Origin of the sequence: Methyloceanibacter sp. (assembly GCF_050999895.1) — a bacterium.
Classification (GTDB): domain Bacteria; phylum Pseudomonadota; class Alphaproteobacteria; order Rhizobiales; family Methyloligellaceae; genus Methyloceanibacter.
This window is the reverse complement of the sequence record NZ_JBPCOU010000059.1, coordinates 1-12,477: the sequence shown is the minus strand read 5'-3', so window position 1 is coordinate 12,477 and position 12,477 is coordinate 1. Positions and strand designations below refer to the sequence as shown.

Annotated in this window: 11 protein-coding genes and 1 pseudogene; 9 read left to right on the top strand and 3 right to left on the bottom strand. The window is 63.2% G+C overall.

All coding sequences use genetic code 11. From position 1 onward, the window contains the following. Positions 1-252: 252 nt before the first annotated feature. The 4 genes from ACR2J1_RS06370 (at position 253) to ACR2J1_RS06355 (ending at position 3,255) form a co-directional block, all read left to right on the top strand. Entirely contained in the window at positions 253-1,653 is a 1,401-nt protein-coding gene (locus ACR2J1_RS06370) for a sensor histidine kinase (protein WP_434018500.1), read from the top strand. Between the two features lie 113 nt (positions 1,654-1,766). Beyond that, positions 1,767-1,943 (top strand): DUF1289 domain-containing protein, encoded by a 177-nt coding sequence (locus tag ACR2J1_RS06365; protein ID WP_434018499.1) that lies wholly within the window; start codon positions 1,767-1,769, stop codon positions 1,941-1,943. Positions 1,944-1,947: 4 nt separating this feature from the next. Next, on the top strand, positions 1,948-2,646 hold the full coding sequence (locus ACR2J1_RS06360; protein ID WP_434018498.1) for a retropepsin-like aspartic protease family protein: 699 nt from the start codon (positions 1,948-1,950) through the stop codon (positions 2,644-2,646). Positions 2,647-2,907: 261 nt separating this feature from the next. Continuing rightward, a complete protein-coding gene (locus ACR2J1_RS06355) occupies positions 2,908-3,255 on the top strand; it encodes a retropepsin-like aspartic protease family protein (RefSeq protein ID WP_434018497.1) in 348 nt (115 codons plus the stop codon). A gap of 58 nt (positions 3,256-3,313) precedes the next feature. Here ACR2J1_RS06355 and ACR2J1_RS06350 read toward each other — a convergent pair whose 3' ends face one another. After that, positions 3,314-4,204: a cation diffusion facilitator family transporter gene (locus tag ACR2J1_RS06350; RefSeq protein ID WP_434018496.1), complete on the bottom strand. Its 891-nt coding sequence runs from the start codon at positions 4,202-4,204 to the stop codon at positions 3,314-3,316. A gap of 190 nt (positions 4,205-4,394) precedes the next feature. Between ACR2J1_RS06350 and ACR2J1_RS06345 the strand changes: the two genes are divergently transcribed. From ACR2J1_RS06345 to ACR2J1_RS06335, 3 genes are all read left to right on the top strand, one after another. Beyond that, positions 4,395-5,897, top strand: a complete 1,503-nt coding sequence (locus ACR2J1_RS06345; RefSeq protein WP_434018495.1) for a phosphomannomutase/phosphoglucomutase — start codon at positions 4,395-4,397, stop codon at positions 5,895-5,897. A gap of 315 nt (positions 5,898-6,212) precedes the next feature. Beyond that, positions 6,213-6,491, top strand: a complete 279-nt coding sequence (locus ACR2J1_RS06340; RefSeq protein WP_434018494.1) for a methyltransferase — start codon at positions 6,213-6,215, stop codon at positions 6,489-6,491. Positions 6,492-6,508: 17 nt separating this feature from the next. Continuing rightward, positions 6,509-6,655: a hypothetical protein gene (locus ACR2J1_RS06335; RefSeq protein ID WP_434018493.1), complete on the top strand. Its 147-nt coding sequence runs from the start codon at positions 6,509-6,511 to the stop codon at positions 6,653-6,655. Positions 6,656-6,774: 119 nt separating this feature from the next. Here ACR2J1_RS06335 and dusA read toward each other — a convergent pair whose 3' ends face one another. Beyond that, positions 6,775-7,803, bottom strand: coding sequence for a tRNA dihydrouridine(20/20a) synthase DusA (dusA, locus tag ACR2J1_RS06330; protein ID WP_434018492.1), 1,029 nt, complete (start codon positions 7,801-7,803; stop codon positions 6,775-6,777). Between the two features lie 1,128 nt (positions 7,804-8,931). On the opposite strand from dusA, the gene ACR2J1_RS06325 reads away from it, so the two are divergent. Further along, positions 8,932-9,513 carry an SOUL family heme-binding protein gene (locus ACR2J1_RS06325; RefSeq protein ID WP_434018491.1) on the top strand — a complete coding sequence of 194 codons (582 nt, stop codon included), beginning with the start codon at positions 8,932-8,934 and terminating at the stop codon, positions 9,511-9,513. Between the two features lie 49 nt (positions 9,514-9,562). Further along, positions 9,563-11,854, top strand: a complete 2,292-nt coding sequence (locus ACR2J1_RS06320) for a heavy metal translocating P-type ATPase (protein ID WP_434018542.1) — start codon at positions 9,563-9,565, stop codon at positions 11,852-11,854. Positions 11,855-11,862: 8 nt separating this feature from the next. On the opposite strand, the pseudogene ACR2J1_RS06315 reads toward ACR2J1_RS06320, so the two are convergent. After that, a pseudogene (locus tag ACR2J1_RS06315) lies at positions 11,863-12,477 on the bottom strand (glycosyl transferase family 2); the annotation flags it as partial.

Below are 12,477 nucleotides of genomic sequence, written 5' to 3'. Positions count from 1 at the left end.
CATAGTCCTAACCAAGCCTTCGGTAGGAGCCGCGTCGGCCGCTTCCGGGTTCATGCTGTTGGTTTCTGGCGTTTTGGTGGTGCAGTAATCGCGGGCGTGGTCAGCATGACAGGGGTGGCGTCAGCCGAGGCTCAAAGAGAGTCGTCGGCAGCGGTTAACAGCAAACGGCGTTCGTACCGCAGCGTTCAGGACGCGCGCGAAAAGCTTACTTCCAGGTCCGGCTTCAGGCCCGAGTTCGAATACGAACTCCTGATGATGTTCGTGCGCAACGAACTCTCGGCCGCCGTCACGACGCCTCTACTTGCCGTCATTGTCGCCGTGGGCACGATGTTTTGGGCACCCCCGCAGCAACTCTTGGCTTGGCTCGCAACGGTCTTCGTCTCCAAGGGTATCGTACTCGCCCTTTGCCGCCAATTCGCGAACGCCCCGCGCGAAGATTCCGCGACACCAGTTTGGCGCGCCAAGATCACGGCTGCGGAATTCCTTTATGGGGTCTGCTGGGCGAGCATCGCCTTCATCAGCGTCGACACTCAGGGTGAGGCGGCGCACACGTTCATCTTCGCGTCTGTTCTCGTCGTCATTTCGATGCGCATGCTGTTCGCCTCGACGGTGATGCCCATCATCTACGCCGGAACGCTGCCGATGACGGTGGCGATCGTCATTCGCTTCGCCCTGCTCGGCACGCCCTTCTATTGGGCCATGGCGGCCATGGCGATCGGCGTGCATATCTACTTCATCTGGCTGATGAACGGCCTAAACAACACCGTGGTCGCAATGCTGGAGTTCCGCGCGGAAAAAGACGCGCTGATCGCCGAACTCGAACAGGCCAAGGCTATCTCCGACGAGGCAAGGCTACGCGCCGAGGAGGCGAATCTCGCGAAGTCGCGCTTTCTCGCCACCATGAGCCATGAGCTGCGCACGCCGCTGAACGCTATCCTCGGCTTCTCCGAAATCATGCGCGCGGAGATTCTCGGACCGCATAGCAACCCCACCTACAAGGAATATGCGGGCGACATCCATCAGAGCGGCCAGCACCTCCTCAATCTCATCAACGAGATTCTCGACATCAGCCGCATTGAGGCGGGCCGCTATGAGCTGAACGAAGGCCCGGTGACGCTTGCCGACGTCGTGGAAGACTGCCACCGGCTGATGCGGCTTCGGGCCGAGAATAAGGGCCTCAAGATCATCGAGAGCTTGGAGCCCAACCTGCCCCAGCTTTGGGCCGACGAGCGCGCCATTCGGCAGATCTGCCTCAACCTTCTCTCCAACGCGATCAAGTTCACGCCGTCCGGAGGCATCATTATCCTCACGATCGGGCGGAACCCCCGTGGCGGCCAGTATTTGAGCGTCAAGGACAACGGACCCGGCATTCCCGAGGACGAAATCCCCCGCGTGCTGCGAAGCTTTGGCCAAGGCTCGCTCGCACACCAAACGGCGGAAGGCGGCACGGGCCTCGGCCTGCCCATAACCAAAGGCCTGACGGAACTTCATGACGGCGCCTTCGACCTGAAAAGCAAGCTGCGCTACGGCACCGAAGTCATCGTTAGCTTCCCGCGCAAACGCGTGATGGAGGCCCTGCCCCGCCTCGCAGAGCTTGACGAAATCCAGGAAGAAAAGGCGCACATGGCCGCGCAAAACCGGGCGCGGCGTTAGCGAAGCGTTCGCCGGCTCTACTGCCTGCAACATCGGCGTACCGCCGGATTGCCCCCCGCGGCCACAGACCCTACATAGCGGCTACATCCTCAGCCGAGTTAGAGTTCCCCGCCTTGGAGACTCCTTGCGTCAATATCTGCCTGATCGATTCCGATTCAGGCTTATGCGTGGGCTGCGGCCGCACGATCGACGAGATTTCCCGCTGGGGTATGATGAGCGCGCCGGAACGCCGCAAGATCATGGCTCGCTTGCCCGCGCGACTGGAGACGGCGGAAGCCGCGAAAGGTTGATCCCGTGACCAGCTGGCTTGCACTTTTCATTCTGGCGCTTGCGGCCATGCTGCTCGTGGCGAGCGGTGACGGCGCCGTGGCGGGGATCGATAGCTGGACGTTCGGCTATGCCGCGGCCGGCCTCGCCCTGCTCGTCTATCTGAGCGGCGGCCTCCTTGCACAATATGGCGGACGCGCCGGCCCGATGTTCCGCGATGCGGTGACGTGGCTCGCCGTCGGCCTCGGACTGATCACCGTCTACGCTTATCGCGACGATCTGATGCCGATCGCCGGACGCGTTGCGGGCGAGATCCTCCCGGGCAGCGCGATGAATATCGAGGAAGGCGCAAATGGCGTCGAAATCCGGATTCGCAAGCGTCTGGACGGCCACTTCGCGGCAAAGGTCGGCGTCAACGGGAAGCCGATCACCATGGTGGTGGACACCGGCGCATCCAGCATCGTGCTCCGCCTGGAGGACGCCGCCGACGCCGGCATCGACACGAGCAAGCTCTCCTATAACGCGGCCGTCATGACCGCGAACGGTCGCACCTATGCGGCGCGGGTCCGGCTCGACAAGGTCACTATCGGTCCTGTCGAGAAACGCAATGTCACCGCCCTCGTCGCCAAGAAAGGCGCCCTGCACCAGAGCCTGCTCGGTATGAGTTTCTTAAGCCGCCTTCGTTCTTATGAGTTTACCGGCGACTTTCTGACCTTGCGAAGCTGATTCAAAGTCGCAACGGTCACGACTATCACACGAACAGACAATATTTTATCGATGGGCGCGACGGCGCGAAATACCCTCCGGGAACTGGCGATCTGGGGCGCCGTGGCGCTCGGCGTGCTCTCGCTCGTCTACTTTTACAGCGATTGCGCGGAGCGCTTGGACTCGACACGGACGGCGCGCCCCCGATCGCGATGTTCACCAACGACGTGAAACAGAGCGGCAGCCCGTCGGGTTTCGGGGGCGAGGTGCCGCTCACGGCGGATGAACGCGGACACTTCGTGTTCGAATGCCGCCATCAACGAGCGCCCCGTGACGCTCATGGCGGATACCGGTGCGACCGTGGTGGTGCTCACTTACGAGGACGCCGCCAAAGTGGGACTTTCCCCGCAGAGCCTCGATTTCTCGGCAAGGGTGCAGACCGCCAATGGCATCTCCCGCGTGGCGCCAGTAACCTTGGAACGCCTGCGCGTCGGTGACATCACCTTGCGCGATGTCCCGGCCGCGGTCGCGGAACGCGGGGCGCTGGCCACCAATCTCCTCGGCATGAGCTTCCTTGCGCGGCTTACGCGGTTCGAGCTTTCAGGACGCGAACTGATCCTCGTCCAATAGCCGTCCAATTGCGGTCCATTGCGGTTCAAAAGCGATCCAATAGATGTTCAATGATGGTCTAAACGACCGGTACGCCGCCCGGATGCTTCGCCTTGTGTTCCGGCTCGACATGAATGGTGACGATGGCATCGGGGACCTCCACCTTGAGAGCATCCTCGATCCGGTCGCAGATCCGATGCGACTCCGCGACGCTGATGCTGCCTGCCACGACCAGGTGAAACTGGACGAAGGTCAGGCGACCCGCCTGCCGCGTCCTCAAATCGTGCGCCTCGATCGCGCCCTCCGCGTTGTCTGAAATGGCCTGACGAAGCTTCGCAAGCGTCTCGTCGGGGACCGCTTCGTCCATCAGCCCTCCGATCGATTCCCGCACGAGCTTCCAGCCCGCCCAGAGAATGTGCAACGCAACGAGCGCGGCGATGGCGGAATCGAGCACGGCCCAGCCAGTGACGACGACGAGGACCACGCCCACCAATACGCCAGCAGAGGTAATGACGTCGGTGAGGAGATGTCTGGCATCGGCAAGGAGCGCGGGCGAGCGCCGCTGCCGGCCCTGACGGAACAGAACCCAACACCAAACGCCATTAATCGCGCTCGCCGTAGCATTGATGGCCAGTCCAATCTCCGGCGCGTCGATCGGCTGGGGATCCAGATAGCCGAGATAAGCCTTACGCAGGATCAGAAGCGCGGCGACGACGATCAAAACGCCTTCGACAACCGCCGACAAATATTCCGCCTTGTAATGTCCGTAATGATGGTTGGCATCCGGAGGCATGGCGCTCAGCCGCACGGCGAAGAAGGCGGCGGTGGCCGTGGCCACGTTGACGATGCTCTCCAGCGCGTCGGAATAGAGCGCGATGCTGCCGGTGAGCAGATAGGCCGCGTATTTCAAGGCGAGAACACAAACGCCGATGAAAATGCCGCCCAGCGCCAGCCTTATGACTTTTCTCATTCGCAATACCCACGACCAGAAACGCATTTCGCGACGACGAGGATCATTTCCTGCACGCATCGGGTTTGCCATTGCAACCCGCTTGCGGCTTGAGAACGGCGCGCCTACGTCGGAGAGGCGCGTCCGCGGTGGAACTATGACGCATGGTTGCCGTTGGTTAACCGGCGGATATCAACTAACAAAGGCCAGCATGTTTCCGAAGCCACGCCAAGATCTCGTCCCCAACACCGTCGAATTCGAGCGCCTGCCCTTCGTCAAAACCACCGGCTTCCGCGAATACGATGCGCGCTGGCGGTACCCCGAGGAGATCAACCTGCTCGGCATGGAGATGGTCGGGCTGGGGCTGGCGACGCTGATGCGCGAGCAGGGCGTCCCCGTGCGCGTCATCGTCGGCCACGACTACCGTTCCTATTCCGCAGCGATCAAGGCCGCGTTCATGACGGGACTGCTGGCCGGCGGCGCCGAGGTCCACGATATCGGCCTCGCTCTTTCCCCCATGGCCTATTTCGCACAGTTCAATCTCGAAGTTGAAGGCGTCGCAATGGTGACGGCGAGCCACAACGACAATGGCTGGACCGGAATCAAGATGGGCATGCAGCGTCCCCTCACCTTCGCGCCGGAGGAGATGACCGCGCTGAAAGAGATCGTTCTCAACGCGCGTTTCCCGCAGCCGCCCGAGGGTGGGCGATATTTCTATGTTCCCGACATGGCGGAGCGTTACATCGCCGATCTCGTCGCCCGGCCGAAACTAAAGCGCCACCTGAAAGTTGTCGTGTCCTGCGGCAATGGAACCGCGGCGGCCTTCGCCCCGCGCATTCTCGCCGAGCTTGGCTGCGAGGTGATCCCGCTCAATTGCGAGCTCGACCACACCTTCCCCGCCCATAACCCCAATCCCGAAGACATCGCGATGCTCGACGCGACCCGAGATGCGGTCCTCGAAAACGGCGCCGATCTCGGTCTCGCCTTCGACGGGGATGGCGATCGGTGCGGCGTCGTCGATAACGACGGCAATGCCATCTTCGCCGACAAGGTCGGCGTCATGCTGGCGCGGGACCTCTCCGACCAACACAAAGACGCGATTTTCGTCGCCGACGTGAAATCCACCGGCCTCTTCCTCACCGACCCCGTGCTGAAGGCGAACGGTGCGAAGACGCTCTACTGGAAAACCGGACACTCCTACATCAAGCGCTATAGTCACGAGACCGGGGCGCTCGTCGGCTTTGAGAAATCCGGCCATTACTTTTTCAACCCTCCTATCGGCCGAGGCTATGACGACGGGCTCGTTTCCGGCATCGCGGTGCTGGACATGCTCGACCGCAATCCGGGCAAATCGCTCGCGGAACTCGAGCGGGCCCTGCAAAAAACGTGGCAATCACCGACGATGTCGCCGCATTGCGACGACGAGTTGAAATACGGCGTGGTCGATCGCGTCGTCAATCACTTCGAGACACTCACCGCCAATGGGGGCGACTTGGCTGGCCAAAAAATTCGCGAGCTGATCACCGTAAACGGCATCCGCATCGTGCTCGACGACGGCACGTGGGGCTTGGTTCGCGCTTCGTCCAACAAGCCAGAGCTTGTTGTCGTGGTGGAAAGCCCGACCTCGGAAGCGAACATGCGCGCGATCTTCGCCGAGATCGACGCGGAGCTCGCCAAGCACCCAGAAGTCGGCGCCTACAATCAGAAAATCTAGAGCGCGGATCTTGCTCGAGATCTGAGGGAGCCCGCAACAAGCGGGGCCATTACGCCACGCAGAAGCACGCGTGCGTGGGCGTCAGCAACGCAACAGAACTGTCAGCCCACTGTCGCAAATTTGAAAAGAGAATCTGCTCTTTAGGCCAGACGCCATGACCTATTCCGCCTTCATCGCTGGTCTTGTTGCAGGGGCCGCTCTCAACCTTCTGCTCCTTCGTACCCTCCTCGCCCGCCCTTCCGCATCTGGCCCACGCCCGAACCTGGAAGCTGGCAGAGCCTTACTTTTTGGAGCTTGTTCCGCGGCGGAATGATCTTGACCTTCGTCTTCGCCGCGCTTGACTGGAACAGCACGCCCTTGCTCGATTGGACCCGCTTCATCCCCGGATTGCCGCTCGGCCTGATCGGCCTCTTCATCACTGTCTGCGGTTATTTCAATCTTGGGCTCGGCAACACCTATTGCGGAGCCGACGGGCTCGTGACGGGCGGCCTCTACCGCTTCAGCCGCAATCCGCAATATACGGCGTCGATCATTGGACTTGTCGGCCTGTCCATGGCGCCAACTCGCTGCTCACGATTGCCCTGTCTACCGTGATGGTCGGAGTCTATGTCATGATGGCGCTGGTTGAAGAAGACTGGCTCAAACAGCTCTATGGCCCGCCCTATCGCGACTATTGCAGGCAGACTGCGCGCTTCCTCGACCTCCCCGGGCTGCTCGCTTTGGTCGAGCGAAGAAAGCCGTCAAGCCAATCGGGCTGAGCAGCCAGCCCTTTCGCGGATTGAGACAACGGAATTCGTCGTAGCCGGGCACAGAGTCGGTCGCTAAGACCCCGGGTTGCCCGGCATGACGAAATTGGTCGGTCTAGAGGGCTTCTCAACTATTCAGCGGCAATCGCGACGCGGCCCTCGCCGGCGACGACGGCGCGCGCGGCCCGAAGCACCTCCAAGCCCGCGCCATCGCGATGAGCGTTCTCGGCAAGATACCGGCGAAAGGCTCGCGCGCGCGGCTGGCCGTGGAAGAGACCCAGGATGTGCCGCGTCATTTGGTTGAGACGCGCACCGCGGGCAAGCTCGGACTCAACGTAAGGCGTAAAGCGGTCGAGCACGTCGAGCCGCGACGGCGGCGTTGTGTCCGCGCCGAAAACATCGCGATCGACCTCCGCGAGAAGATAGGGATCGGCATAGGCCGCGCGGCCGAGCATCACGCCATCGACATGGGGCAAATGCTGCTCTGCCGCGCCGAGCGACTCGATGCCCCCATTCAGAATGATCTCAATATCCGGCAGCCGCGCCTTCAGCCGATAGACCCGGCCGTAGTCGAGCGGTGGCACGTCCCTATTCTCTTTCGGGCTCAGGCCTTTGAGCCAAGCCTTGCGCGCATGTACGACGAAGGTCTGACATCCCGCCGCCGCCACGGTGTCGATAAAGCGGTCGAGGCTTTCCTCAGCGTCTTGATCGTCGATGCCAATGCGGCATTTCACCGTGACAGGGATCGTGACCTCAGCGCGCATCGCCGCGACGCAGGCGGCGACAAGCGCAGGCTCGGCCATGAGGCACGCGCCGAAGCGCCCTGACTGAACCCGGTCGGACGGACAGCCGATATTGAGATTGATCTCGTCATAGCCGTAGTCCGCGCCGATCCGCGCGGCTTTCGCGAGCTTCGCCGGGTCGCAGCCGCCGAGCTGCGATGCAACCGGCCGTTCGGCGGGGTCGCAGCCGAGGACGCGCTCGCGGTCCCCGTAGAGGACCGCGTCCGCGGTCACCATCTCGGTGTAAAGCATCGCGTGACGCGAGATCAGCCGCAGAAAGTAGCGGCAGTGGCGATCGGTCCACTCCATCATCGGCGCGACGCAGAATTTGTGCGACGGCGCGGCGACCTCAGAACGTGTAGTTGCAGGCGTTACCATAGCCAACAGATGGCGCAGATAGCTTCAGGAGGCAAGCGGAGCGCTGGCGTCAATCCGAGGCGGTGATTAACGTAAATCCGAACCGGCATCGGGCGGCGCAGGGGGTCGCGGCTTTGAGATCATATAGGCCGCGACATCCCAAGCCTGCTGCACCTAGAGCACGGGCGCCTCGTAATTGACGCCGAAAGGCATGTTGGCGTGGATATAGGCCGCGGCATAAGCGAGCTTGCTCATTCCCGCTCCCGCGTTCAACGAGTCTCGTCGGCCCACAGCGGCGGGATCTCGTAGCCTCCCCCGCCCCCTGCACGGCGCGCGCCCTGCCCGTCCGCCTTGTGACAGCTCGCGCAGAGTTGTGCGTACACAACCTCCTCCCGCGTGTTGTCTGGGCTCTGTTTCGCCTGCGGCAGGGGCAAGAGCCCATGCCGGCGACGCGCACGCCTTCCGGCGTGCCCTGCCCGACGAATTTCAAATAAGCGATCAGCGCATTCATCTCGCGGCTATCCGAAGGCAATTTCTTGCCGTTCATACTGCGGAGCATGCAGCCGTTGATGCGCTCGGTGAGGGTAAGCACCTGATCGTCGACCATCATGGGAAACGTGGCGAAGGTGGAGACGAAGGGCGCCGCGAAAGGCTGTAGCCCGGCATTCAGATGGTAGCTCTGGCAGGCGAGATCGTTGCCGGCGAAGCGTAGGGCCGGCTCGGACGCGGTCTTGCCGATGTGACGGGGCGTCTCGACGATGAGATCGCGGCCATAGCGGATGAGATCGTTCTCGGGCCCAGGCCCGAGTTTCGCGACATCGGCCACATACCAATTGATCGGCCACCCCCAGACGAGATAGCAAAGGCTGAGCCCTACCCCGGCCGCTAAAACAAAGGCCGCAACAAGCAAAACCGTTTCCCGTCGCATGGCTTTCCCCCCTCCCGCCGGCGACCTGTGGCGCCCATATAGTGTGGACGGAGGCGCCCCGGCCGACTCGGTCGAATGTAACCTTTCAGTCCGGGCACGCGGTGACAATGGCGCGAAAGCCGATTTTGGTGATTGTTGGAGGCGTGGTCGTTGCCGGCGTGCTGGCAGCGATCCTTCTCCCTGGAGGTCGTATGGGACTAAGTTAGCTTGTCGACTCTGCGGTGTCGGTGTTCGGGGTCCGGACCGCCGAGGAATCGCCCTACGAAGTCGTCGATCGAGTTGGCAAGACCGAGATCAGGCGCTACGGCGCTCGCTTCGGTGCCGAAACCACGGTCAGGGGCGACCGCGACAGAGCAATGAATCAGGCCTTTTCCATCCTGGCGAAATACATCTTCGGCGGCAACACGCAGAAGCGGGACATTGCCATGACCGCGCCCGTCGCGATGGATCAAGGCCGGCAAATCGCCATGACCGCGCCTGTCGCCACCGAGGCCACGGGAAGCGGTGAGATGACCATGCGCTTCTACCTGCCCCCCGAGATCATGCCTGCAAACGCGCCTGAGCCGAACGACAAGAGGGTCAAGCTAGCCGAGGTTCCGGCGGAAACCCTCGCCGTGCTGCGCTTCACCGGTCGCTGGGGACAAGACGCGTTTGAGAGCCGAAAGGCCGAATTGCTGGCGGGCTTGCGAAGCTCGCGCTGGGAGCCGCAAGGCGAGCCGTTCACCCAGCTCTACGATCCGCCCTTCACGATTCCCTTCCTGCGCCGCAACGAGGTTGCGGTGAGAGTGGCGGCGCGGTCATAACCCAGCCGCGACCAGCGGAGGCTTGCGCGTGAACCGTATCGAGACCCACATGGCGACCGACCCCGTTTGCGGGATGACCGTCGACACCCATGCCGGAAAGCCCACGTTCGATCACGCCGGGCACACTTACTATTTCTGCTCGGACGGTTGCCGCATCAAATTCGCCAAGGACCCCGGCCGCTATCTCGATAGCAGGGGCGACCCGGAACCGCTGCCGCAGGGCACGCTCTATACCTGCCCCATGCATCCGCAGATCGTGCAGGAGGGACCGGGTCCTTGTCCCATCTGCGGCATGGCGCTCCAGCCCATGGGCGTGCTGCCGGAGGACACCGACAATCCCGAACTCACAGACTTTACCCGCCGCCTCGCGGTGGCGTCGCCGCTCGCGCTTGTCCTCGCGGCGCTCGACATGGGGAGCCATGCCTTCGGCATCGATCTCCTGCCCTTCCTAACGCCTCATGCACAGCAATGGCTGAAGCTCGCCCTCGCCATTCCTGCCGTGCTGTGGTCGGGCTGGCCCTTCTTCCAACGGGGATTTCAATCGCTGCGCACAGGGCACCTCAACATGTTCACCCTGATCGCGCTCGGTACCGGGGCTGCCTTTCTCTACAGCCTCATCGCGACGCTCGCGCCCGACCTCTTCCCGGCCGCCATGCGCGATGCGCACGGCCTGGTGCCCGTCTACTACGAGGCGGCGGCGGTCATTGTCGCGCTCGTCCTGCTGGGACAGGTGCTGGAACTACGCGCGCGCGAACGCACCGGCGGCGCCATCCGCGCCCTGCTCGATCTTGCGCCGAAGACCGCCTTGCGGGTTGGCGCGGATACCAAGACGGAAACGGTGCCGCTCGCCTCCGTGCAGGTCGGCGACATTTTGAGGGTACGCCCCGGCGACAAGATCCCCATCGACGGGACCGTCCTCAGCGGGCGCAGCGCCGTCGATGAATCCATGCTCACGGGCGAGCCCGTGCCGGTCGAGAAGGTGGCGGGCGATCGCGTCACCGGCGGCACGCTCAACGGCAACGGGAGCTTCGACATGCGCGTCGACCGGACCGGCGCGGCAACCACGCTTGCGCAAGTCGTGGCCATGGTCGCGGACGCGCAACGGTCCCGTGCGCCGATCCAGCGCCTCGCCGACACGGTGTCGGGCTATTTCGTGCCCGCGGTGATCGCGGTTGCCGTGATCGCCTTCATCGCCTGGTATATGTTCGGCCCCGCGCCCCAGCTTGCTTACGCGCTCGTCGCAGCCGTGAGCGTTCTTATCATCGCCTGCCCCTGCGCTCTTGGCCTTGCGACGCCGATCTCCATCATGGTGGCCACCGGTCGTGGCGCGCAAAGCGGCGTGCTCGTTCGCAACGCAGCCGCGTTGGAGCGCCTCGCCGCGGTCGACACTCTCGTCGTGGACAAGACCGGCACGTTGACCGAAGGCAAGCCGAAGCTCGCCGGCGTGGAAATCGCGTCGGGCTTTGACAAGAACGAGGTGCTTCGGCTTGCCGCTGCGCTGGAGGCCGGCAGCGAACATCCCTTGGCCGACGCGATCCTACGCGGCGCCGAGAGCCGCGACCTGGATTACGCCAAGGCCGAAGACTTCGAGGCCGTCACGGGGGCCGGCGTGACCGGGCGTGTCGGCGCACGCAAAGTGGCGCTTGGCAATGCACGTCTGATGCGGGACACCGGGATCGACGTTGCGCCTCTGGAGAAGGAAGCCGAAGCAAGACGGGCGGAGGGCGAGACGGTGATGTTCCTCGGCGTGGATAGCAAGCTCGCCGGCTTCGTTGCCGTCGCCGACACCATCAAGGCCTCGGCGGAAGAGGCCATCGCCAAGCTCCACGCCCAGGGCCTACGGATTGTCATGGCCACCGGCGACAACGCCACGACGGCGCAGGCCGTCGCGCGGCGGCTCGGCATTGATGAGGTCCGGGCCGGGCTAAAGCCCGAAGAGAAGCTCAAGCTCATCGAAGATCTGCAAAGCAAGGGCGCGACCGTTGCCATGGCCGGCGACGGCATCAACGACGCGCCCGCACTCGCCAAAGCCGACGTCGGCATTGCCATGGGGACCGGCGCGGACGTCGCGATGGAAAGTGCCGGACTGACATTGCTGAAGGGGGATCTTCGCGGCGTAGCGCGGGGCGTGGAGCTTGCCCGCGCCACCATGCGCAACATCAAGCAGAATCTTTTCTTTGCGTTTGTCTATAACGCGCTCGGCGTGCCGCTCGCCGCAGGCGTGCTCTACCCCGTATTCGGAATATTGCTGTCGCCCATCATCGCCGCCGCGGCAATGAGCCTTTCCTCCGTATCGGTGGTCAGCAACGCGCTGCGCCTGCGCCGCCTCCCTCTCGAATGATGCAGCCTCTAAAGCTCAGGACTTGCAGTGACCTGAACGGCCCCAATCCCGCCCCCGGCAGTCGGGCCTCCGGTCGGTGCGGTGCCGGTGGGGAGCCGCGGGATTTGCACGAAGCGCGCGCCGAGCCGGCGCCACGTCGAGAACTCGTTAAGAGACGACCGTTCAAAGAGGGCGATGCCGACCGCCGCAAGGAAGGGAAGGCTCTGCACCAGCATGACCGCGCTGAAGATCGAGACTTCGCGTACCGCCTGATCGTTGGTGTAGGCGAGAGTGAGCGAGCCGATGAGCAGCGCCATGCCAAGCACGCCCTCCCAAAAGGCCGGGAAGCTTTCCGCCCATTGTGCCAGCCCGCCGCCCTTGGCGGTGCGCACGAAGGGTAGGTTGTCTTTGACGAGGCCCTCGGCCACGGCGCGCCCCACCGAAAGCTGAAGCGACATGGCAGAAACCGCAGCACCGAGCGAGGCGAAGATTGGCGCCTGCACCCGGGTGCGGTAGAGCACCATGAAATGCACCAGCATCACGACAAAGGTCGCGAGCACGGGAAGCGTCAGCACGGAGTCCGGCACGGCAATGCCGTAAAAGGCGACAAACGGCATCCAAATCAGATTCAGAATGGCAATGAC

Bases quoted from the DNA above. Each gene is read 5' to 3' on its own strand.
- ACR2J1_RS06345 (WP_434018495.1), top strand. From the start codon at position 4,395: ATGTTTCCGAAGCCACGCCAAGATCTCGTCCCCAACACCGTCGAATTC.
- ACR2J1_RS06370 (WP_434018500.1), top strand. From the start codon at position 253: ATGATGTTCGTGCGCAACGAACTCTCGGCCGCCGTCACGACGCCTCTA.
- ACR2J1_RS06350 (WP_434018496.1), bottom strand. From the start codon at position 4,204: ATGAGAAAAGTCATAAGGCTGGCGCTGGGCGGCATTTTCATCGGCGTT.
- dusA (WP_434018492.1), bottom strand. From the start codon at position 7,803: ATGGTAACGCCTGCAACTACACGTTCTGAGGTCGCCGCGCCGTCGCAC.
- ACR2J1_RS06355 (WP_434018497.1), top strand. From the start codon at position 2,908: ATGAACGCGGACACTTCGTGTTCGAATGCCGCCATCAACGAGCGCCCC.
- ACR2J1_RS06335 (WP_434018493.1), top strand. From the start codon at position 6,509: ATGATGGCGCTGGTTGAAGAAGACTGGCTCAAACAGCTCTATGGCCCG.
- ACR2J1_RS06320 (WP_434018542.1), top strand. From the start codon at position 9,563: ATGGCGACCGACCCCGTTTGCGGGATGACCGTCGACACCCATGCCGGA.